Origin of the sequence: Pseudomonas sp. QLc11A (genome assembly GCF_052112305.1) — a bacterium.
GTDB classification, from domain to species: Bacteria; Pseudomonadota; Gammaproteobacteria; order Pseudomonadales; family Pseudomonadaceae; genus Aquipseudomonas; species Aquipseudomonas laurylsulfatiphila.
Genome location: NZ_JAVAJJ010000004.1, coordinates 15776 through 37530, shown reverse-complemented (window position 1 = coordinate 37530; position 21755 = coordinate 15776). Strand labels below are relative to the sequence as shown.

The following is a 21755-nucleotide window of genomic DNA, read 5'->3' as shown; positions in this document are numbered from 1 at the left end:
CAGCAAAACCCTTGGGTTTTGGGTGCCGCAGCAAAAAAATTCGTTGAAGAATGTTACCGATGAGCAGCTAGTGCATTGATTAGCAGTCTTTTCTGGCATAATCGCGCCCCCTTATGACCGGGTCAGAAAACCTTCATGATCGATTTATTCAGCGGACTGGATGCTTGGGTGCTTGTGAGCCTCTTGCTCGCCCTGGCCTTTGTCCTCGCCTTCGAGTTCATCAACGGCTTTCATGACACCGCTAACGCGGTGGCCACCGTTATCTACACCAAAGCCATGCCGCCTCACCTGGCGGTGTTTTTCTCCGGGGTGTTCAACTTCCTCGGCGTGCTGCTGGGCGGGGTCGGCGTGGCGTATGCCATTGTCCACCTGCTGCCGGTAGAACTGCTGATCAATGTGAACACCGGTCACGGACTGGCCATGGTGTTCTCATTGCTCGCCGCCGCCATTACCTGGAACCTGGGCACCTGGTACTTCGGTATTCCCGCTTCCAGTTCCCACACGCTGATCGGTTCGATCCTCGGTGTAGGCCTGGCCAACGCCCTGATCAACGAAATTCCGTTGGCCGACGGGGTGAACTGGCAAAAGGCGATCGATATCGGCATGTCACTGGTGTTCTCGCCAATGGCCGGCTTCCTGATCGCCGCGCTGATCCTGATCGGCCTTAAATGGTGGCGCCCGCTGTCGAAGATGCACAAGACACCGGAACAGCGCCGCAAGATCGACGACAAGAAACACCCGCCGTTCTGGAATCGCCTGGTACTGGTGATCTCGGCCATGGCCGTGAGTTTCGTGCACGGTTCCAACGATGGCCAGAAAGGTATCGGCCTGATCATGCTGGTCCTGATCGGTATCGTGCCGGCCCAGTTCGTCCTCGACCTGAACAGCACGACCTATCAGATCGAGCGGACTCGCGACGCGACCCTGCACCTGAGCCAGTTCTACCAGCGCAATTCCGAAACCCTGGGTGAATTCCTGGCCCTGGGCAAGAGCCTGGATGGCGATCTGCCGGAGAAATTCCGTTGCAACCCGCAACAGACCGAACCGACCATCACCGCCCTGCTCGGCACCCTCAAGGGTGTAGCCGACTACCATTCGCTGTCGGCGGAAAGCCGTATCGAAGTCCGTCGCTACCTGCTCTGCCTGGACGATACAGCGAAGAAAGTCAGCAAGTTGCCAACTCTCGGGGCCCGTGAAAAGGCTGACCTGGACAAGTTGCGCAAAGACCTGACCACTACCACCGAATACGCCCCGTTCTGGGTGATTCTGGCGGTTGCACTGGCCTTGGGCCTGGGCACCATGGTCGGCTGGAAACGCGTGGTACTGACCATTGGCGAGAAGATCGGCAAGCAGGGCATGACCTATTCCCAAGGCATGTCGGCGCAGATCACCACCGCCAGCCTGATCGGCATGGCAAACATCTTCAGCCTGCCGGTTTCCACCACCCACGTGCTGTCTTCGGGCGTGGCGGGCACCATGGTCGCCAACAAGAGCGGCCTGCAAGGCGGCACCGTCAGAACCATCCTGTTGGCGTGGGTATTGACCCTGCCAGCCACCGTGGCCCTGTCGGCCGGGTTGTTCTGGCTCGCTTCGAAGGCGCTTGGCAGCTGACAGGCAGCCAAACGAAAAAGGCGCGCTCCGCAAGGAACGCGCCTTTTTTATTGTCATAATTTTCGCCACACCACAAGTCATTGTGGGAGCGAGCTTGCTCGCGATAGCGGCCTTGCAGTCAATATAGATGCTGAATGTTATGGCCTCATCGCGAGCAAGCTCGCTCCCACAGGGTTTGCGTGTATCGATAGAGTTTTACAGGCAAAAAAAAAGGGCAACCGAAGTTGCCCAAAATGCCTTGCGTGCTCATTACATCCAGAAAGAACCACGGTTATTTCCGTTTGTGCGAATCCTTCCAGATAAAAAGTCCGAAACCTGCAAAAAATACAAACATGAGGCTGACAGTCAGCACTCCGGCGATCACCACGTTGTCGAAAAACATGACGCGTCTCCTGCACTTGCCCTGTTGCGATAGGGCTAAGTTAACCAAACGGGCAGGAGAGAATATTGACCGGGATCAATGTCACCCGAGACTGGGCAAGAGGAAGGGAAAAGTTTGACCCGCATCAATGAATGCGGGGAGGAGGGTCAGCGTTTTTTCGGTTTGTTTTTCGGCTTTTTCTTCACCTTGCCCAACGGCATGGCTTGTTCGAACGCCTGGCGAACTTCATTGAGTCGTTTGTCATTGAGGTCATGAACACGCTTGGCGCGTTCCGCGTTGAGGTCAATCAGTTTGTCGTCTTGGCTCATGGCAGTCAGTGCATCGCTTGAAATGAGTTTCAGCCACCGTAGCGTTCGGCAACCCTGCGCCAATAATGCGGCCTGACGGCCGCGCTGACCAGACGTGTGCTCAAATCTCGATGTCGACCCACAACCCCTGCCGCGGCTGATCTTCCATCAGCGGCGCCACCGGCACGGTGTTGTCGGCATTGAGTTCATCGCCGGGAATCGCCAGGTGTGCCTCGGGATCATTATCAGCCTCGTGGCGACGCCGTTCCTGCTCCTGCCTGCGCCGCTGCTCCTCGCGCAGCACCAGCCCGTCCTCTTCAGGATTGCGCTTTTGCAGGTCGATGGTGCTTTCACTGGAGCTTTCCTGCACTGGCACCACCGGTGGAATATCCGGGCGCTGGCGGATCGGATCGGTCTGTGAAGTGATCGGCACGGCACTCAAGGGAAGCATCGGTGGCAGCATGGTTTTCGGTCTCCTGTCAGCAGGCTGTCGGCTGCGGGGATGGCGACTTGAGCCATCGGTCGCAAACTGTGACCCAATTGGCACTCATTAGTGCACTGAGCGGCGCGTCATGCACAGGTGGGCTAACGTTTGACTGTGAGTTTTTCTGAGAGTCCTTTGGCCCTGAAGCCCTCATTCCGTTAAGATAGCCGGCTTTTTCAAGGTGGGAGTCAGGCAGCATGGCGCAGCAGTATCAACCGGGGCAACGCTGGATCAGTGACAGCGAAGCCGAGCTGGGTTTAGGCACCGTTCTGGCACAGGACGGCCGCTTGTTGACCGTGCTCTACCCGGCCACTGGCGACACCCGCCAGTACGCGCTACGGAATGCGCCTCTGACCCGCGTGCGATTTTCGCCGGGTGACTCCATCACTCACTTCGAAGGCTGGAAGCTGACCGTCCGCGAAGTCGATGACATTGATGGCCTGCTGGTTTACCACGGCCTCAACGGGCAGAACGAAGTGGTCACCCTGCCGGAAACCCAGCTGTCGAACTTCATCCAGTTCCGCCTGGCCAGCGACCGTCTATTCGCCGGGCAGATCGACCCGCTGCCCTGGTTCTCCCTGCGTTATCACACTCTGGAACACACCAGCCGTCAGTTGCAGTCCTCCCTTTGGGGCCTGGGCGGCGTGCGTGCGCAACCGATCGCGCACCAGTTGCACATTGCCCGTGAAGTCGCCGACCGTATCGCGCCGCGGGTTCTGCTGGCCGACGAAGTGGGCCTGGGTAAAACCATCGAAGCCGGCCTGGTGATCCATCGCCAGTTGCTCTCGGGCCGCGCCAGCCGTGTGCTGATCCTGGTTCCGGAGAACCTGCAGCACCAGTGGCTGGTCGAGATGCGTCGTCGTTTCAACCTGCAGGTCGCGCTGTTCGACGAAGAGCGTTTCATCGAAAGCGATGCCAGCAACCCGTTCGAAGACACCCAACTCGCGCTGGTCGCACTTGAGTGGCTGGTGGACGACGAGAAAGCCCAGGACGCGCTGTTCGCGGCAGGCTGGGACTTGCTGGTGGTCGACGAGGCTCACCACCTGGTGTGGCATGAAGATCAGGTCAGCCCTGAATATTCGCTGGTCGAGCAACTCGCCGAAACCATTCCTGGCGTACTGCTGTTGACCGCCACCCCGGAACAACTGGGCCAGGACAGCCACTTCGCCCGTCTGCGCCTGCTCGACCCGAACCGTTTCCATGACCTGCAAGCCTTCCGTGCCGAGAGCGAAAACTATCGCCCGGTGGCCGAAGCCGTTCAGGAGTTGCTGGATCAGGGACGCCTGTCGCCGCAAGCCCACAAGACCATCCACGGTTTCCTCGGCAACGAAGGCGAAGCCCTGCTGGCCGCCGTCAACGATGGCGACACCGAAGCCAGCGCGCGCCTGGTGCGCGAATTGCTCGACCGTCACGGTACCGGCCGCGTACTGTTCCGCAACACTCGCGCCGCCGTGCAAGGCTTCCCGGAACGCAAGCTGCATCCGTACCCGCTGCCGTGCCCGGACGAATACCTCGAACTGCCGCTGGGCGATCACGCCGAGCTGTACCCGGAAGTCAGCTTCCAGGCCCAGCCGGACGCCAGCGAAGAAGAGCGCTGGTGGAAGTTCGACCCGCGCGTCGAGTGGCTGATCGACCAGTTGAAGATGCTCAAGCGCACCAAAGTGCTGGTGATCTGCGCCCACGCCGAAACCGCCATGGACCTGGAAGACGCCCTGCGCGTGCGTTCCGGCATCCCGGCCACGGTGTTCCACGAAGGCATGAACATCCTCGAGCGTGACCGCGCCGCCGCCTACTTCGCCGACGAAGAGTTTGGCGCGCAAGTGCTGATCTGCTCGGAAATCGGCAGTGAAGGCCGCAACTTCCAGTTCTCCCATCACCTGGTGCTGTTCGACCTGCCGTCCCACCCGGACTTGCTGGAGCAACGCATCGGTCGTCTGGACCGGATCGGCCAGAAGCACATCATCGAACTGCACGTGCCGTACCTGGAAACCAGCCCGCAAGAGCGCCTGTTCCAGTGGTACCACGAAGCGCTGAACGCATTCCTCAACACCTGCCCGACCGGCAACGCCTTGCAGCACCAGTTCGGCCCGCGCCTGCTGCCGCTGCTCGAAGAAGCCGACGATGGCGAGTGGCAAGCGCTGATCGACGAAGCCCGTACCGAGCGTGAACGCCTGGAAGCCGAGCTGCACACCGGCCGTGACCGTTTGCTGGAGCTGAACTCCGGTGGCGCGGGCGAAGGCGATGCACTGGTGGAAGATATCCTTGAGCAGGACGACCAGTTCGCGCTGCCGATCTACATGGAAACCCTGTTTGACGCCTTTGGCATCGACAGCGAAGACCATTCGGAAAACGCCCTGATCCTCAAGCCGAGCGAAAAAATGCTCGACGCCAGCTTCCCGCTGGGCGACGACGAAGGCGTGACCATCACTTACGACCGCAACCAGGCGCTGTCTCGCGAAGACATGCAATTCATTACCTGGGAGCACCCGATGGTGCAGGGTGGCATGGATCTGGTGCTGTCCGGTTCCATGGGCAACACCGCCGTGGCGCTGATCAAGAACAAGGCGCTGAAGCCGGGCACCGTGTTGCTGGAACTGTTGTATGTCAGCGAAGTGGTTGCCCCGCGCTCGCTGCAATTGGGCCGCTACCTGCCGCCGGCCGCCCTGCGCTGCCTGCTCGATACCAACGGCAACGACCTGTCGGCCCGCGTGTCGTTCGAAACCTTGAACGACCAGCTCGAAAGCGTGCCACGTGCCAGCGCCAACAAGTTCATCCAGGCCCAGCGTGACCAACTGACGCCGCGGATCAACGCCGGTGAGGCGAAGATCCTGCCGCGCCACACTGAACGTGTCGCCGAGGCGCAGCGTCGCCTGGCCGCCGATACCGACGAAGAACTGGCGCGCCTGACCGCCTTGCAAGCGGTCAACCCGACCGTGCGCGACAGCGAACTGGTGGCCCTGCGCAAACAGCGCGAGCAAGGCCTGGCCATGCTCGACAAGGCTGCGCTGCGACTGGAAGCGATTCGGGTGTTGGTGGCGGGTTAATCCCCTCCCCGACTCACAAATAAAGAAGGCCCGCAGCGATGCGGGCCTTTTTGTTTGATTCAATTTCAGTAGTGCTGCTAATGGCCTCTTCGCGGGCAAGCCCGCTCCCACAATTGTTAGTGTCGAATACAAATCTCGTGAACAACACTAAACATGTGGGAGCGGGCTTGCCCGCGAAAGGGATCAGGCAGTCACCACAGAACCTTCAGGCTCACCCACCGCCACCAACCCTTCCTTCATCCGCTTGGCATCGCGCACAAAACACCGCGAAGCCAGGAACAGAAACACCACGGTAAGCAACAGCGCCACCGGAATCAGGTACATCGCGTCATGCAGGCCAACCGCCTTGAACGCTTCGGTCATCTGCTCGGCACCGGCGGCAAGCATCGCCGTGTGGGCAAAGTGATCGGACAAGGCCCCGACCACCACCGGCCCCAGGCCACCACCCAACAGGTACAGCCCGGCAAAGAACAGCGCCATTGCCGTCGCCCGCAAGCGCGGTTCGACCACGTCCTGAATCGCCGTGTACACGCAGGTGTAGAAGTTGTAGGCAAACAGCCAGCCAACACTGAATACGGCGACGAACACACCGATCTCGATTCGCCCGGAATGCAGCGCCCACGCGGTGCAGATCGTCGATATCACCAGGCTGAAGGCGGCAAACAATAGCCGCCCGTTGGCGACCCGCTGGTGAATCTTGTCCGCGATCCAGCCACCGAGGGTCAGGCCGACCAAACCGGTCACACCGACAATAACCCCGGTCGCCACTGCGGCTTCCTGCAACGGCATGAGGAAGTAGCGTTGCAGCATCGGCACCAGAAACGAATTGCAGGCATAGGTGGCGAAGTTGAAACACAGGCCCGCCATCACCAGCCACAGGAAGGTTGGTACGGCCAGGACCCGACGGATCGGTCGATCGATCTTTTCCTGCGAAACCTGAACGCTCTCGGCGGCACCGCGTTTCGGTTCCCTGATGAAAAACATGAAGATCGCCAGGACCAGCCCGGGCACCGCCGCGATAAAGAACGGCGCGCGCCAGCTATCGAAGGCCTTGACCATCGCGCCGATGGTGAAGAACGCCAGCAACAGCCCCAACGGCAGCCCCAGCATGAAGATGCCCATGGCCCGTGCCCGGCGGTGAGCCGGAAACAAATCGCCGATCAACGAGTTGGCGGCTGGCGCGTAACTGGCTTCGCCGATGCCGACGCCCATGCGCACGATCAGGAAGCTCCAGAAACTGCCCACCATACCGTTGACGGCTGTCAACCCGCTCCACACCGCGAGTCCCCAGCCCATCAGCTTGCTGCGCGAGCCAGTATCGGCCATGCGCCCCAGCGGCAAGCCGGCAATGGCGTAGACGATGGTGAATGCCGTACCGATGATCCCCAACTGGAAATCACTGAGGTGCCATTCCATGCGAATGGGCTCGATGATGATGGCCGGGATGGTGCGGTCGAAAAAATTGAACAGGTTGGCCAGGAACAACAGGAACAAGATGCGCCAGGCATTGGCCGCTTGGGTCGAGTTCTGCATGGATCCGTCTCTTTTATTGTTTTTGGGGCGTCACTGCCCCCGGACTTTGCAATCTAGACAGGCCGGACGCACCTGTCTTTCATTATTCGCCAGGCTGATACCTGCCCATGGGACGCAACCCGTAGGAGCTTTCGCAGGGCGGGTATTTCGCAACTCGTCCGGTCGATGAAAAATACCTCTCGCCCCCCCTTCCCAAGCCGTTGCCGAAGCCTAGAATAGCGGCCTTGATTCCCCCCCGTGTCTCCACTCCTCCTCACGATAATCGCCCATGTCCGAAGCCAGTCCGTGTCTGAATTGCGGTGCCTGCTGTTCTCATTTTCGCGTGTCATTTTTCTGGGGTGAGTGCGCCTCGTCCGGGGGGACGGTACCCGATGAACTTGTCGAGCAGATCAGCCCCAGCCGGGTCGCGATGATCGGCACCGGCTGCAAACCCGTGCGCTGCACCAGCCTGGTCGGAGAGGTGGGCAGTACGGTGCAGTGCTCGATCTACGAAAAACGCTCCAGCACCTGCCGCGAGTTCGAGGCTTCATGGGTCGATGGTCAGGCCAATCCCGATTGCGACGCGGCCCGTGCCGCATTCGGCTTGCCGGCCCTGCAACCGGTGTTCGAGACGCCTCAGAAGCAAATCGCCTAAGTAATAGCACCAATCGCTATCAGGTTAATGTCAAAATATTTGATATCGATATGCCATTACCCCTTGCGCTCCATCCATGCCCTCTATACTCCATGACATTCGCTGGCGCTCTTGCTCCGGCCTGAGTAATAACGATGGGGCGTGCTATGGAGTGGCTTGGTCTGCATTTCATTACCGAGCTACCAGAGAGTGGGCTGGTCATACTCAATTGCACACATGACCCTTTTCTGGTGCTGCTGGCTTATCTGGTCGCCTGTGTCGGCTGTTTCGCGACACTGGACATGGCCGAACGGGTGGCCCACGCTGAAAAAACCGCGTCCCAAACGCGCTGGCGCTGGGTGGGCAGCGGCTGCCTGGCGGGCGGTATCTGGGCCATGCACTTCGTCGGGATGCTGGCATTCCAGGCGCCTGTCGACCTTCACTACCAACTGCCCGTTACGGTGTTCTCGCTAACCATCGCGCTGCTCGCCGCGTGGCTGGCCATGCATACCCTAAGCCTTCCCGAGCTGAGTTTTCGACAGTGCCTCAAGGCATCGATCGGGATCGGCCTGGGTATCGCGACCATGCATTACGTGGGCATGACGGCCATGCACTCCAGCGCTTCGGTCTACTACCATCCGGGCCTGTTTGCCCTTTCCATCGCGATCGCGATCGGTGCCGCGCTGGCAGCCTTGTTGCTGGCATGGTATCTGCGCAACGGCGCCGGGATGCTGCATCAGCTCTTCAAATACGGCGCCAGCCTGCTGCTTGGGGCAGGCATCCTGAGCATGCACCTCACGGCCATGGCCGCCTTCAATCTGGTGTTGCCCAGCGACAGCCTGCCAGCGCAAACCGGCGAACACAGCCACCTGCAACTGGCGCTGACCGTGACAGTCATGGCCCTGCTGATCATCGGAAGCAGCATCAGCGCGGCACTGGCGGACAAGAAACTGCAACACAAGGACCACGACCTGCAGCGGGTCAACTCCCTGCTCAGCCAACTGGACCAGGCGCGCATGTCGCTGCAGCAGGTGGCGCACTACGACGCGTTGACCAACCTGATCAACCGTCGCGGGTTCAACCAGATCTTCGCCGAAAAACTCATCGAGAAAACCAACGAGGGCGGGATGTTGGCAGTCCTGTTCCTGGACATCGACCATTTCAAGCGGATCAACGACAGCCTTGGCCACGATGCCGGAGACGAACTGCTCAAAGTGCTTGCCGCGCACATCAAGAGCACGGTTCGCAGTCAAGAGGATGTGGTCGCACGCTTCGGCGGCGACGAGTTCTGCCTGCTCATCGACCTGCATGATCGTGACGAGGCGCGACAGTTGGCCCAACGCATCATGCTGAAAATGAAGGAGCCCATCGAACTGGCCGGCAGGCGCATGGTGATGACCACCAGCATCGGTATCAGCCTGTTTCCGGAAGACGGCAAGACGTGTGAGGAACTCTTGAAGAACGCCGACCTCGCGCTGTATCAGTCCAAGGGCAGCGGCCGCAACGGGTTGAATTTTTTCAGTGCCAACCTGAAAACCCGCGCAACGCTTGAGCTGCAACTGGAAGAGGAGTTGCGCCACGCGTTGCGTGAAGACACCGGCCTGATGCTCTATTACCAGCCGATCTATGACCTCAAGACCGGTCAGGTCAGCAAGCTCGAAGCCTTGATCCGCTGGCAACACCCGGTCCACGGTTTCCTCGTGCCGGATCGTTTTATCGCCATCGCCGAGGCCAACGGCCTGATCGCCGAGCTGGATAACTGGGTGCTGCGCAAAGCCTGCGAGGATCTGGGCGAGCTGTCCCGCCAAGGCTGTGAAGACCTCAAGATCGCCGTGAATTGTTCGCCCCTGAACCTGGCGCGCGAAGAACTGGCCGATGAGATCGAGTACGCGTTGCGGGCCGCCGGTGTGGAGCCCCATCGGCTGGAGCTGGAAGTCACGGAAAACGCCTTGATGGGCAATATCGCCAACACACTGGTGTTGCTGCGCCAGATACGCGCCCTCGGCGTATCGCTGTCTATCGATGACTTCGGCACCGGCTATTCATCCCTGGCCTACCTCAAGCGCCTACCGCTCAACACCCTGAAAATCGACCGCTCCTTCATCCAGGACATTCCCAAGGCGACTCAGGACATGGAAATTGTCCAGGCCATTATCGTCATGGCCCATACCCTGCAACTGCAAGTGGTCACCGAAGGGGTCGAAACCTTCGAGCAATACCAGTTCCTGGAAGACCATGGCTGTGACTTCGTTCAGGGCTATTTGCTCAGTCGGCCGGTACCGCTGACCGAGTTACTCCCGGTGCTGAACGAAATCAACCAGCGCAAGCACGCCTACACGGTCACGGCGCTGGGTCTGGCTCACGGTACATCTGCACTAATGTAGACGGATCTTTTTCAAGGAAACCCTGACTCCCGTGCAGGCGCATCAACTGCGCGGCCAGACCGCTGATCGGTGTCGCCGAGCCCTGTTCACGGGAAAACTTCACCGCGGCATCCAGATCCTTGAGCAAGGTGCGCACGTGCCACTTGACCGGTTCGAAACGGTTTTCAGCCATCTGCGGGGCCAGGAACTGCAGGGGTTTGGAATCGGCAAAACCGCCAGCCAGCGCTTCGGCGATCAGGCTTGCATCAACTCCGGAACGTTCCGCCAGCGCGACCACTTCGGCGATCACCAATGCATTGCAGGCGACGATCATCTGATTGCACGCCTTGGTCACCTGCCCTGCCCCGACACCGCCCATGTGTGTCACACGTTGCCCCAGGTTCAACAAGACAGGCCGGACCCGTTCCAGATCCTTTGCGTCACCGCCGACCATGATCGCCAGGCTTGCGGCTTCTGCACCGACCACGCCACCGGACACCGGCGTGTCGAGCCAGTGCATGCCGGTTCTACCGACGAGGTCTGCGGCCATCTCCCGCGTGGCGTTAGGCTCCAGGCTGGAAAAGTCCACCAGCAGCTGGCCTTTTCTTGCCCCCTCGACAATGCCTGCCGGACCAAACACCACCTCGCGTACGACTGCCGTATCCGCCAGGCACAACATCACCACGTCAGCGTGCTGGCACAGTTCGGCCGGGCTGGCGACCTGGCGTGCGCCAGCCTCGACCAGTGGTTTGCACTTTTCCGGATTGCGATTCCATACCGCCAGCGGATAACCCGCGGCCAGCAGCCGCCGGCACATCGGCAACCCCATCAGGCCGATCCCGGCAAACCCTAGTGAAGGTAGCGTTGACATCATTTAGCCTCCTTTTGATTAAAGATCGCCAAATACTGGCCGATTCATCATGACTTGGGAAAGGATTCCCCCCGAGCAATGCTCAGGCCAATGACCAAGGCATGGTCCAGGTACGCGCTGAAAAAAGACGCGACTCTATTCCGTGACGGTTCGACGACAGTCAGTCGGCCAACCAATCAGCCCAGGTAGATGGCGAACAATGACTTCTAAAAACAACCCGGCCACTGCGATAACCGATCTGACGCTGAGCCCCGCGGCCAACAGCCCGTCATCACCGAAGCCATTGATTCAATCCCGCCCGTTGGCGACCCAGCAATACCTCTACTTCACCGAAACCAACACCGACCGCATTCTCGATAACCTCGATGGCCTGCGCGACATGGTGTTCCCGCGCCCACCGCATCTGGAAGGCGACAGCGAGCAGCACAGCGACCAGGAATTCCCCTCGGTGTGCCTGATCGGCCTGGGCCGTTGCGGCTCGAACATTGCGCTGGACGTGGCAGAACTGGTGTACAACGCCCGCAAGTTCTACCTCAACGAATTCAACAACGAAGATCGCCTGTCACCGGACAAGCGTTTTGCCGAAAAGGGCTACAGCCCGGCCCAGTGGATCCGCAACAACCTGCGCCTGGGTCAGAACAAGAACACCAAACCGGTGTTTCTGGTCGAGCCGCTGGTGATGCTCGGCGACCTGGACAAGGACATCGCCGGACGCATCCGCTTCTCGCGCAAGGGCGAAAAAAGCGGCTTCCTGCGCGACTACAGCAAAATGAAAATCATGGACCTGTCGGAAGTCCACGCCGGTGGCGCCGGTAACGCGCCGATCCTGGGCCAGTACCTGGCCAAGATCATCCTGAACAAGGACACCCAGCGTTTCTCCAGCCCTGACTGGAAAATGATTCACTCGTACCTGATCGACAGCTGCGGCATCAAGGCCAACCAATCGCGCCTGTATTTCTCGATCTTCAGTGCTGGCGGCGGTACCGGCTCCGGCATGGCCTCGGAATTCGGCCTGGCCCAGCAGCACTCGTACATGAACAAGACGTTCGACACCAAACCGATGGACGAGCACGACAGCAAGAGCGGCCACTCCTTCGTCTTCGAACCGATCTTCACCAGCGGCATCTGTGTACTGCCGAACATTTCCGACCACCGCAGTGAAATGTCCGAGGCGCTGCACATCAACGCCGGCCGCCTGCTGTGCAAATACCTGTCGGAAGAGTGGGATTTTTCCTACAACTTCGCCAACGAAGACAGCAGCGAAGCCAGCGTCATGGGTCGCATCCGCCCATGGAACGCGATGATGCTGATTTCCAACGACATCATGCGTTACGCCGAAGAGAACGATGACGGCAATATCCAAAACATTGATGTCAATGCCATGGAAAAGCACGCCAACCAGTACATCTCGCAGCAGATATTCAACATTCTGACGGCTCAGGCGGTCACCACCGACTACGACCAGAACTATTTCCGTCGGGCCGGCATCGACATCGGCGAAACCATTCGCCTGGACGCCAACGACCTGTTCATGAGCCTGGCCGGCCCGGTGGCGATTGCCTATGCCGAGTCCGTGGTACCGGAAACCCCGCCGCCGAGCAGCGACAAATTCAAGGTGTTCGAAAAAGAGCCGCAGCGCCTGAACATCGACGACCTGTTCTTCCGTTCGATCGACCTGCCGCACTTCAACAAGGTCACCCAGGCCATCGAAGGCATCAGCCTGTTGCCGATCGAGTCCAAGCGCTATCGCGCGTCGCTGGAGCAGTACAAGAACTCGGGTTACGACGCGGCGGCCCTGCATGACTTGCACTTCTTCAAGAATTGCTCGTCGGTCGTGTCGATCGTTTCCTTGCCGAAGGACTACAAGCTGTCCTACATGGACCTGAACCGGTTGAAGACCCACCTCAACAGCCTGTTCCCCAACACCACGCTCAAGCGGTACGCGCTGGTGATCGGTGCCTCGGCCAACCTGTCCCTGACCACCCTGATCGCCAAGAGCCCGTGCCTGTCGGACGATTTCCTGACGTTGATCGTGGCCTTCATCAAGCGCTGCTTTGCGAAGAATCCGTACCGCTTCGACGAGACTCTGGATAACTCGATCCTGGACTTCATCATCAACGAACAGTTCGATGAAGACCGGATCGACGAGTTGCTCAACGAATTCGAGAATCCGGCGAAGATCCTCGATACCAACTGGTACGCGATCAAGCCGATGTACGAGAAGAAGTACCGTGAACTGATCAACGACAAGGACAAGTTCGTTTCGATCAACGACATCCGCCTGTCCCGGGACTGCGTGAAGAAATCGATCAAGTACCTGCGCGAGATCTATCGCCACCGCATCGGCAAGACCAAGGTTATTTCGCTGAATAACCATACGGGCAAGACGGCTTACTAAGGCGCAAAACCGCGTCGCCCGCATCGCGAGCAGGCTCGCTCCCACAGTTGACCGCGATCTCAGTGGGAGCGAGCCTGCTCGCGAAGGCGGCCTCAAAATCACCGCAAATCAACATCCAGAAACAATTGAGCAGCCGTTCAACTGCTCTCCCAACTGTTCCCGTTACGTTTACGTCACCGTGAGGCTGTGGCCTTTCTCTACGGCAACATGCCATCACGCTACTCGGCTACACACTTTCCTGCCTGAAAGGAGCGCACCAAACCGGTGCAACCTTTTAAACCTGCGCCCTTTCCTGGATCAGAATCCACGGCGAAACAACCACCGCCCACAACTGCGGATCACGTTCAAAAAGATCCAGCGCCCGCGTTTCAGACAGCTTGGCGAGCTTGTCAGCGGCCAGCCAGGCAGCCACTTTCTCCCCTTCATCCTGGGCCACGGCTTCGGCGGCGGCGATCAGATCCAGGCCAGGATCGACCCACAATAGGGCACCCTTGGCAAAGAACGGCTCCAACTCTTTCCAGGTAATAGATGCGGTTTCACCAAGCAGCTTGGCATAGAGGGTGCTAGGTTCTTGATTCATGGGACTGTCCGGAAAAGAAATCGACGCAGATGATAACGTCGGTGGACTGGCAGAAAAACCCGGATGCAATTGAGTGACCGAAATGAAAAGCGCAGGAAAGCCAGGGAATGCAGTGAATCCGGCTATAAGCCCCTCAACGCCCCGCCGCAATTCTGTCTTTTTCTTTCAATAAAGCGACACTTGCAGGTTTTGCCCCTCGGCGCTGCCTTCCCAGGCTGACAATCGGCGCTCTACACTGTACCGGTACAGTTGCCGGGGGGCATTTCCGGGGGATGTCGTAGATATCTGACCCGGTTCTGCTGCCAACGGCGCCAGGACTATAAAAACTACAACAGTAAGAGTGGAGCACTATGACTAAGGCTACTAAGCAGATTTCCAAACTGTTTGCCGCTATGGTTCTGGCCGGGGTTGCCAGCCATTCGTTCGCAGCTGACACCATCAAGATCGGCATCGCCGGCCCTAAAACCGGTCCTGTAGCCCAATACGGCGACATGCAGTTCAGTGGCGCCAAAATGGCCATCGAGCAGATCAACGCCAAGGGCGGCGTAGACGGCAAGAAACTCGAAGCCGTTGAATACGATGACGCCTGTGATCCAAAACAAGCCGTGGCGGTCGCGAACAAAGTCGTCAACGACGGCGTCAAGTTCGTGGTTGGTCACCTGTGCTCCAGCTCCACTCAACCGGCTTCGGACATCTACGAAGACGAAGGCGTGATCATGATCACCCCGGCTGCCACCAGCCCGGACATCACCGCCCGTGGTTACAAAATGGTCTTCCGTACCATCGGTCTGGACAGCGCCCAAGGCCCTGCCGCCGGTAACTACATCGCCGACTTCGTCAAACCGAAAATCGTTGCTGTCCTGCACGACAAACAGCAGTACGGTGAAGGCATCGCCAGCGCCGTGAAGAAAACCCTGGAAGGCAAAGGCGTCAAGGTTGCCGTGTTCGAAGGCGTCAACGCCGGCGACAAAGACTTCTCCTCGATGATCGCCAAGCTCAAGCAAGCCAATGTCGACTTCGTCTACTACGGCGGCTACCACCCTGAGCTGGGTCTGATCCTGCGTCAATCCCAGGAAAAAGGCCTGAAAGCCAAGTTCATGGGTCCGGAAGGCGTGGGTAACGACTCCATTTCGCAGATCGCCAAGGACGCTTCCGAAGGTCTGCTGGTGACCCTGCCGAAATCCTTCGACCAGGATCCGGCCAACGTTGCCTTGGCTGATGCGTTCAAAGCCAAGAAAGAAGACCCGAGCGGTCCATTCGTGTTCCCGGCCTACTCGGCTGTGACCGTGATTGCCGACGGTATCAAGGCTGCCAAATCCGAAGACTCCGCCAAAGTGGCTGAAGCCATCCACAAAGGCACCTTCAAGACCCCTACCGGCGACCTGAGCTTCGACGAGAAAGGTGACCTGAAGGACTTCAAATTTGTGGTTTACGAGTGGCACTTCGGCAAACCAAAAACTGAAGCCAAGCCTCAGTAAGGCGTTGCCTGACTGACTGCCAATAAAGCCCACGGCGTGCCGTGGGCTTTGTTTTACGAACGTACTTGGGCCGCGCTGGCGTGATCCGCCAGTCTCCCCACCTGAAAATCTCAAAACCGTCATCAGCGGTTCGCTGGCAAACCCCGAATTCGAAGTGGATGCAGATCCACGGGGCTCGGGCGGGAAAATGACTCCACCAGTGAAATGCGTATCAGGTTTTTAGGAGCGCTGTAATGCCTGACATCTATCACTTTTTCCAACAGCTGGTTAATGGCATGACCATTGGCAGCACGTATGCCCTGATCGCCATCGGCTATACGATGGTCTACGGCATCATTGGAATGATCAACTTCGCCCACGGCGAGGTGTACATGATCGGCTCCTACGTGGCGTTCATCGCCATCGCCGGGCTGGCCATGCTGGGACTCGACAGCGTTCCGCTGTTGATGACCGCCGCTTTCCTTGCAACCATCGTTGTCACCAGTGCCTATGGCTACAGCATCGAACGGATCGCCTACCGCCCCTTGCGCGGCAGCAACCGTCTGATCCCGCTGATCTCCGCCATCGGCATGTCGATCTTCCTGCAGAACACCGTTCTGCTGGCGCAAGACTCCAAGGACAAATCCATTCCCAACCTGATTCCGGGCAATATTGCCTTTGGCCCAGGTGGCGCACATGAAGTGCTGATTTCCTACATGCAAATCGTGGTGTTCGTGGTGACCCTGGTCGCCATGCTCGGCCTGACGCTGTTCATCTCCCGCTCTCGCCTGGGTCGCGCCTGCCGTGCCTGCGCCGAAGACATCAAGATGGCCAACCTGCTGGGTATCAACACCAACAACATCATCGCCCTGACCTTCGTCATCGGTGCCGCGCTGGCGGCCATCGCGGCCGTGCTGCTGAGCATGCAATACGGCGTGATCAACCCGAACGCCGGTTTCCTGGTCGGCCTCAAGGCCTTCACCGCAGCGGTACTGGGCGGTATCGGCAGCATTCCGGGCGCCATGCTCGGCGGGCTCGTTTTGGGTGTGGCGGAAGCCTTTGGTGCCGATATCTTCGGCGACCAGTACAAGGACGTCGTGGCGTTCGGCCTGCTGGTTCTGGTGCTGTTGTTCCGGCCAACCGGCCTGCTGGGCCGTCCGGAGGTTGAGAAGGTATGACTAGGAATCTTAAACAGGCGCTGTTCAGCGCCTTGCTGGTGTGGGCCGTGGCCTACCCGGTACTCGGTCTGAAGCTGACCATCGTCGGCATCAACCTCGAAGTTCATGGCACCAGCGACGCCACCCTGATCACCATCGCCGTGTGTTCGGTGCTGATGTTCCTGCGTGTGCTGTTCGACCAGCAGATCAGCTCGGCCTGGCGTTCGTCGCCAAGCATGCCGCTGATTCCAGCCAAGGCCAGCAACTTCCTGACCCTGCCGACCACGCAACGCTGGATCATCATCGCGCTGATCGCCGGTGCCCTGGTCTGGCCGTTCTTCGGCTCTCGCGGTGCGGTGGATATCGCGACCCTGGTGTTGATCTACGTGATGCTCGGCCTCGGCCTGAACATCGTGGTAGGCCTGGCCGGCCTGCTCGACCTCGGTTACGTCGGTTTCTATGCCGTCGGCGCCTACAGCTACGCGCTGCTGTCGCACTACTACGGCCTGAGCTTCTGGATCTGCCTGCCGATTGCCGGCCTGATGGCGGCCACTTTCGGCTTCCTGCTGGGTTTCCCGGTGTTGCGCTTGCGTGGTGACTACCTGGCGATCGTGACCCTGGGCTTCGGTGAAATCATCCGTCTGTTCCTGCGCAACCTGACCGACATCACTGGCGGTCCTAACGGCATCAGCAACATCGAGAAACCGACGTTCTTCGGCCTGACCTTCGAACGCAAGGCCGCGGAAGGCCTGCAAACCTTCCATGAGTACTTCGGTCTGGAATACAACTCGATCAACAAGGTGATTTTCCTTTACCTCGTTGCCCTGTTCCTGGCACTGGCTGCGCTGTTTGTCATCAACCGTTTGCTGCGCATGCCGCTGGGCCGTGCCTGGGAAGCGTTGCGTGAAGACGAAATCGCCTGCCGTGCGCTGGGCCTGAACCCGACCATCATCAAGTTGTCGGCCTTCACCCTGGGTGCGAGCTTCGCCGGTTTCGCCGGCAGCTTCTTCGCCGCTCGCCAGGGCCTGGTGACACCTGAGTCCTTCACCTTCATCGAGTCGGCGATCATCCTCGCCATCGTGGTGCTCGGTGGCATGGGCTCACAGCTGGGCGTGATCCTGGCTGCCGTGGTGATGATCCTGCTGCCGGAAATGATGCGTGAGTTCAGTGAGTACCGCATGTTGATGTTCGGTGCCTTGATGGTACTGATGATGATCTGGCGCCCTCAGGGTCTGCTGCCCATGCAACGTCCTCACATGGAGCTGCGCAAATGAGCCGCGAGATCCTTAAAGTAGAAAACCTGAGCATGCGCTTCGGCGGCTTGCTGGCGGTCAATGGCGTGGCCTTGAGCGTGAAAGAGAAACAAGTGGTTGCATTGATCGGCCCTAACGGCGCCGGCAAGACCACGGTGTTCAACTGCCTGACCGGCTTCTACAAGCCAAGCGGCGGCAGCATCCTGCTGGACGGCGAGCCGATCGAAGGCCTGCCGGGTCACAAGATCGCCCTCAAAGGCGTAGTGCGGACCTTCCAGAACGTACGGTTGTTCAAGGACATGACCGCGGTCGAGAACCTCTTGATCGCCCAACACCGTCACCTGAACACCAACTTCCTGTCCGGCCTGTTCAAGACCCCGTCGTTCCGCAAGAGCGAGCGCGAGGCCATGGAGTACGCCGAATACTGGCTGGACAAGGTCAATCTGCGTGAGTTCGCCAACCGTCCGGCCGGCACCCTGGCCTACGGTCAGCAACGTCGCCTGGAAATCGCCCGCTGCATGATGACCCGTCCTCGGATCCTCATGCTCGACGAACCGGCCGCAGGCCTGAACCCGAAGGAAACCGAAGACCTCAAGGCGCTGATCAGTGTGCTGCGTGAAGAGCACAACGTGACCGTGCTGCTGATCGAACACGACATGAAACTGGTCATGAGCATTTCCGACCACATCGTCGTGATCAACCAGGGCACGCCCCTGGCCAACGGCACGCCGGAACAGATCCGCGACAATCCTGAAGTGATCAAAGCCTACCTGGGGGAAGCGTAAATGCTGCAGTTCGAAAACGTTTCCACCTTCTACGGCAAGATCCAGGCCCTGCACAGCGTCAACGTCGAAGTCCGCCAGGGCGAGATCGTGACCCTGATCGGCGCCAACGGTGCCGGCAAGTCCACGCTGCTGATGACGCTTTGCGGTTCGCCGCGGGCCCACAGTGGCAGCATCCGCTACATGGGTGAGGAACTGGTCGGCCAGGACTCCTCGCAGATCATGCGCAAGAGCATTGCCGTGGTGCCGGAAGGTCGTCGGGTGTTTTCCCGGCTGACCGTGGAAGAAAACCTGTCGATGGGCGGTTTCTTCACCGCCAAGGGCGACTATCAGGAACAGATGGACAAGGTCCTCGGACTTTTCCCACGCCTGAAAGAGCGTTTCAACCAGCGTGGCGGCACCATGTCCGGCGGCGAACAGCAAATGCTCGCCATCGGCCGTGCACTGATGAGCAAGCCCAAGCTGTTGCTGCTCGACGAGCCGTCGCTGGGTCTGGCGCCGATCATCATCCAGCAGATCTTCGACATCATCGAACAGCTGCGCAAGGACGGTGTGACGGTGTTCCTGGTCGAGCAAAACGCCAACCAGGCACTGAAAATCGCTGACCGCGCCTACGTTCTGGAGAACGGCCGGGTAGTGATGCAAGGCACTGGTGAAGCGCTGCTGACCGATCCGAAAGTGCGCGAAGCGTACCTCGGTGGTTGAGCCTTTGCGGTAAACAAAAACGGCCTTTGCGGGCCGTTTTTTTTATGGTCACCACCCCCCCAACAGCAATGGAAATCCAATGTGGGAGCGAGCCTGCTCGCGAAGAACTGAAGGGCGCCGCGTTCATTCAGACAGCCCTCGTCATCGTTAACGTCCATCGCGAGCAGGCTCGCTCCCACAGGAGGTGCGCGTGAAGATTTATAGTCTGTCCAAAACCTCCCCACTACGCTTGAACCAGCCAATCAAATAATCCGCCAGCACCTGCGTACGCTTGGGCAAACCACCCTGATACGGATGCACCAGGTACATCGGCATGCTGCGGGTCTGATAGTCGCGCAGCAGCCATCGCAAACGCCCGTCAGCCAGCTCCGCTGGCAAACAGTAGGAGGGCAGGCGCGCAATACCGGCGCCAACCAGTGCGGCTTTCTTCAACAGGTTGTAGTGGTTGCTGGCGAACGGCCCCGACACCCGCACCCGCAACAACTCATGCTGCTGGTGATACAGCCATTCTTCGCGGCCGCTGTAATGACTGTTGAGCAGGCAGCGATGTTCGGCCAGCGCCTGGGGGGTTTGTGGTTCACCGTATTGCTCCAGATAAGCCGGGCTGGCACAGGTCAGTTCCTGCCACGCCAGCAACGGGCGCGCGACCAGTCTCTGGTCAAGGTCCACCTCAGAGCGAATCGCCAGGTCGAAGCCGTCGCGGGACAGGTCGCGGTAGCTGTTGTTGAGCTCCAGCTCGATCTGCACCTGGGGATACTGGGTCGAGAACTCCAGCAACAGGCCATCGAAGAAGGTTTCCCCGAGCGACACCGGCACCGTCATCCGCACCGGTCCGGCCATGTCGTCCTTCAGTCGCGCCAGGGCCTGGCGCGCCCGCTCGACTTGCACCACCAGCGCCTGGGCCTGGGGCAACAACGCAGCGCCAGCGGCGGTCAGGCTCAAGCGGCGAGTGGTACGTTGCAACAGCACCACGGAAAACTGCGCTTCCAGCTGGCTGATGCGCTTGGACAGCTGGCCTTTGCTGCAACCGAGCTGCTGCGCCGCCAGGGTGAAACTTCCCGCTTCGATCAATACGGCGAACGCGGCCAGGTCATCCATCTCGCTCATGGATTGTTTCCATTTGAAAACCAAAGGTTGCCTATTAGCTCGCTTATCTACGAAAAAAACCACCCTAAACTGATACCTCGTTCAACCCATACGAGGATCAGCCCCATGAAAATTCTTTTGATCGGCGCAAACGGCACCATCGGTTCGGCAGTCGACAAGGAACTGTCGCAACGCCACGAAATCATCCGGATTGGCCGCAACAGCGGCGATTTTCAGGTGGACATCAGTGACAGCGCCTCGATTCGCAAATTGTTCGAGCAGACCGGCAAGTTTGATGCGCTGATCTGCGCCGCCGGCAACGTGACCTTCGCACCGCTCAACGAGATGACCGAAGAAAGCTTTGCCCTGGGCCTGAAAGACAAGCTCATGGGCCAGGTCAATTTGCTGTTGATCGGGCGCGACTTCGCCAATGACGGTGCGTCGTTCACCTTCACTACCGGCGTACTCAGCCACGACCCGATTCGCAGTGGCGCCTCGGCGGCACTGGTCAACGGTGCACTGGACAGCTTCGTTCGCGCCGCCGCCATCGAGCTGCCGCGCGGTCTGCGGGTGAACTCGATCAGCCCCAACGTCCTGGTCGAAGCCATGGGCAAATACGCACCGTACTTCCGAGGCTTCAAGCCGGTGCCAGCAGTAGATGTGACCTTGGCCTACGCCAAAAGCGTAGAAGGCCTGCAAACGGGTCAGACCTTTCACGTAGGCTGAGTCGGTTCAAGCTCATTCAACCAACGTGGGCAATAGGTCTTTGGCGATGGCTTTCGGGATGGACACCTGGAACTGCGAGCCCAAGGCCGATTGCACCCTCGCCGTAGAAATCTTCCAGCCATTGATCGACAGCGTCAATTTCTGGCCTATCGACTCACGGGTAATGCGATGCATACGCTCAGCTGCCTCAGGACTGAGCGTGACATTCATCTCCAGCACCGAATGAAGTCTGTCGTGGTCCTTCAACAGCAACTCCATTCGGGTGAAGTCGGTAGCCGAAGACAAATTGATCTCGGCAGCGTGACTGCCCGTGGCCCCCGTCATCACCAACAGAAACAACCCGATCTTCCAGCCCATTGCCTGTTTCATATCCGCTTCCTGCAAAAAAGCGGCAGCTTACCTTTGGCATCCTGATACTCGGCA

19 protein-coding genes are annotated in these 21755 nt (G+C 59.2%); 11 read left to right on the top strand and 8 right to left on the bottom strand.

Annotation, left to right across the window (positions count from 1 at the left end):
• Window positions 1–135: 135 nt before the first annotated feature.
• Complete coding sequence (locus tag Q8X48_RS07680; protein ID WP_057400798.1) at window positions 136–1611, top strand: inorganic phosphate transporter; 1476 nt, start codon at window positions 136–138, stop codon at window positions 1609–1611.
• 271 nt (window positions 1612–1882) lie between these two features.
• Here Q8X48_RS07680 and ccoM read toward each other — a convergent pair whose 3' ends face one another.
• From ccoM to Q8X48_RS07665, 3 genes are all read right to left on the bottom strand, one after another.
• Window positions 1883–1993, bottom strand: coding sequence for a cytochrome c oxidase subunit CcoM (ccoM, locus tag Q8X48_RS07675; protein WP_007976669.1), 111 nt, complete (start codon window positions 1991–1993; stop codon window positions 1883–1885).
• Window positions 1994–2139: 146 nt separating this feature from the next.
• Complete coding sequence (locus Q8X48_RS07670) at window positions 2140–2301, bottom strand: hypothetical protein (protein WP_086776977.1); 162 nt, start codon at window positions 2299–2301, stop codon at window positions 2140–2142.
• 100 nt (window positions 2302–2401) lie between these two features.
• Entirely contained in the window at window positions 2402–2743 is a 342-nt protein-coding gene (locus Q8X48_RS07665; protein ID WP_008054180.1) for a hypothetical protein, read from the bottom strand.
• 218 nt (window positions 2744–2961) lie between these two features.
• Between Q8X48_RS07665 and rapA the strand changes: the two genes are divergently transcribed.
• Complete coding sequence (rapA, locus tag Q8X48_RS07660; RefSeq protein WP_407802471.1) at window positions 2962–5808, top strand: RNA polymerase-associated protein RapA; 2847 nt, start codon at window positions 2962–2964, stop codon at window positions 5806–5808.
• Between the two features lie 183 nt (window positions 5809–5991).
• On the opposite strand, the gene Q8X48_RS07655 is transcribed toward rapA, so the two are convergent.
• A complete protein-coding gene (locus Q8X48_RS07655) occupies window positions 5992–7341 on the bottom strand; it encodes a spinster family MFS transporter (RefSeq protein ID WP_407802472.1) in 1350 nt (449 codons plus the stop codon).
• 268 nt (window positions 7342–7609) lie between these two features.
• On the opposite strand from Q8X48_RS07655, the gene Q8X48_RS07650 reads away from it, so the two are divergent.
• Entirely contained in the window at window positions 7610–7975 is a 366-nt protein-coding gene (locus Q8X48_RS07650; RefSeq protein ID WP_407802473.1) for a YkgJ family cysteine cluster protein, read from the top strand.
• Window positions 7976–8121: 146 nt separating this feature from the next.
• Window positions 8122–10338 carry a putative bifunctional diguanylate cyclase/phosphodiesterase gene (locus Q8X48_RS07645; RefSeq protein ID WP_407802474.1) on the top strand — a complete coding sequence of 739 codons (2217 nt, stop codon included), beginning with the start codon at window positions 8122–8124 and terminating at the stop codon, window positions 10336–10338.
• Here Q8X48_RS07645 and Q8X48_RS07640 read toward each other — a convergent pair.
• The gene (locus Q8X48_RS07640; RefSeq protein ID WP_407802475.1) at window positions 10295–11191 is read right to left on the bottom strand and encodes an NAD(P)-dependent oxidoreductase; all 897 of its coding nucleotides are present in this window, start codon (window positions 11189–11191) and stop codon (window positions 10295–10297) included. The genes Q8X48_RS07645 and Q8X48_RS07640 overlap by 44 nt on opposite strands.
• 196 nt (window positions 11192–11387) lie before the next feature.
• On the opposite strand from Q8X48_RS07640, the gene Q8X48_RS07635 reads away from it, so the two are divergent.
• Window positions 11388–13586, top strand: a complete 2199-nt coding sequence (locus tag Q8X48_RS07635) for a hypothetical protein (protein ID WP_126049744.1) — start codon at window positions 11388–11390, stop codon at window positions 13584–13586.
• A 274-nt stretch (window positions 13587–13860) separates the two neighbouring features.
• On the opposite strand, the gene Q8X48_RS07630 is transcribed toward Q8X48_RS07635, so the two are convergent.
• Window positions 13861–14166 (bottom strand): DUF2288 domain-containing protein, encoded by a 306-nt coding sequence (locus Q8X48_RS07630; RefSeq protein ID WP_102674187.1) that lies wholly within the window; start codon window positions 14164–14166, stop codon window positions 13861–13863.
• 350 nt (window positions 14167–14516) lie between these two features.
• Here Q8X48_RS07630 and Q8X48_RS07625 point away from each other — a divergent pair, with 350 nt between their 5' ends.
• The 5 genes from Q8X48_RS07625 (at window position 14517) to Q8X48_RS07605 (ending at window position 19520) form a co-directional block, all read left to right on the top strand.
• The gene (locus Q8X48_RS07625; RefSeq protein WP_095965097.1) at window positions 14517–15644 is read left to right on the top strand and encodes a branched-chain amino acid ABC transporter substrate-binding protein; all 1128 of its coding nucleotides are present in this window, start codon (window positions 14517–14519) and stop codon (window positions 15642–15644) included.
• 233 nt (window positions 15645–15877) lie between these two features.
• Window positions 15878–16801 carry a high-affinity branched-chain amino acid ABC transporter permease LivH gene (gene livH / locus Q8X48_RS07620; protein WP_007976647.1) on the top strand — a complete coding sequence of 308 codons (924 nt, stop codon included), beginning with the start codon at window positions 15878–15880 and terminating at the stop codon, window positions 16799–16801.
• Window positions 16798–18054, top strand: a complete 1257-nt coding sequence (locus Q8X48_RS07615) for a high-affinity branched-chain amino acid ABC transporter permease LivM (protein WP_407802476.1) — start codon at window positions 16798–16800, stop codon at window positions 18052–18054. The genes livH and Q8X48_RS07615 overlap by 4 nt, the downstream gene beginning before the upstream one ends.
• Window positions 18051–18818: a high-affinity branched-chain amino acid ABC transporter ATP-binding protein LivG gene (gene livG, locus Q8X48_RS07610; RefSeq protein WP_007976644.1), complete on the top strand. Its 768-nt coding sequence runs from the start codon at window positions 18051–18053 to the stop codon at window positions 18816–18818. The genes Q8X48_RS07615 and livG overlap by 4 nt, the downstream gene beginning before the upstream one ends.
• Entirely contained in the window at window positions 18819–19520 is a 702-nt protein-coding gene (locus Q8X48_RS07605) for an ABC transporter ATP-binding protein (RefSeq protein WP_015093834.1), read from the top strand.
• Window positions 19521–19718: 198 nt separating this feature from the next.
• Here the strand turns inward: Q8X48_RS07605 and Q8X48_RS07600 are convergent, their stop codons facing one another.
• On the bottom strand, window positions 19719–20627 hold the full coding sequence (locus Q8X48_RS07600) for a LysR family transcriptional regulator (protein ID WP_407802477.1): 909 nt from the start codon (window positions 20625–20627) through the stop codon (window positions 19719–19721).
• Window positions 20628–20732: 105 nt separating this feature from the next.
• On the opposite strand from Q8X48_RS07600, the gene Q8X48_RS07595 reads away from it, so the two are divergent.
• A complete protein-coding gene (locus tag Q8X48_RS07595; RefSeq protein WP_407802478.1) occupies window positions 20733–21332 on the top strand; it encodes a short chain dehydrogenase in 600 nt (199 codons plus the stop codon).
• Between the two features lie 12 nt (window positions 21333–21344).
• On the opposite strand, the gene Q8X48_RS07590 is transcribed toward Q8X48_RS07595, so the two are convergent.
• On the bottom strand, window positions 21345–21701 hold the full coding sequence (locus Q8X48_RS07590) for a SecDF P1 head subdomain-containing protein (protein WP_407802479.1): 357 nt from the start codon (window positions 21699–21701) through the stop codon (window positions 21345–21347).
• Between the last annotated feature and the right edge of the window lie 54 nt (window positions 21702–21755).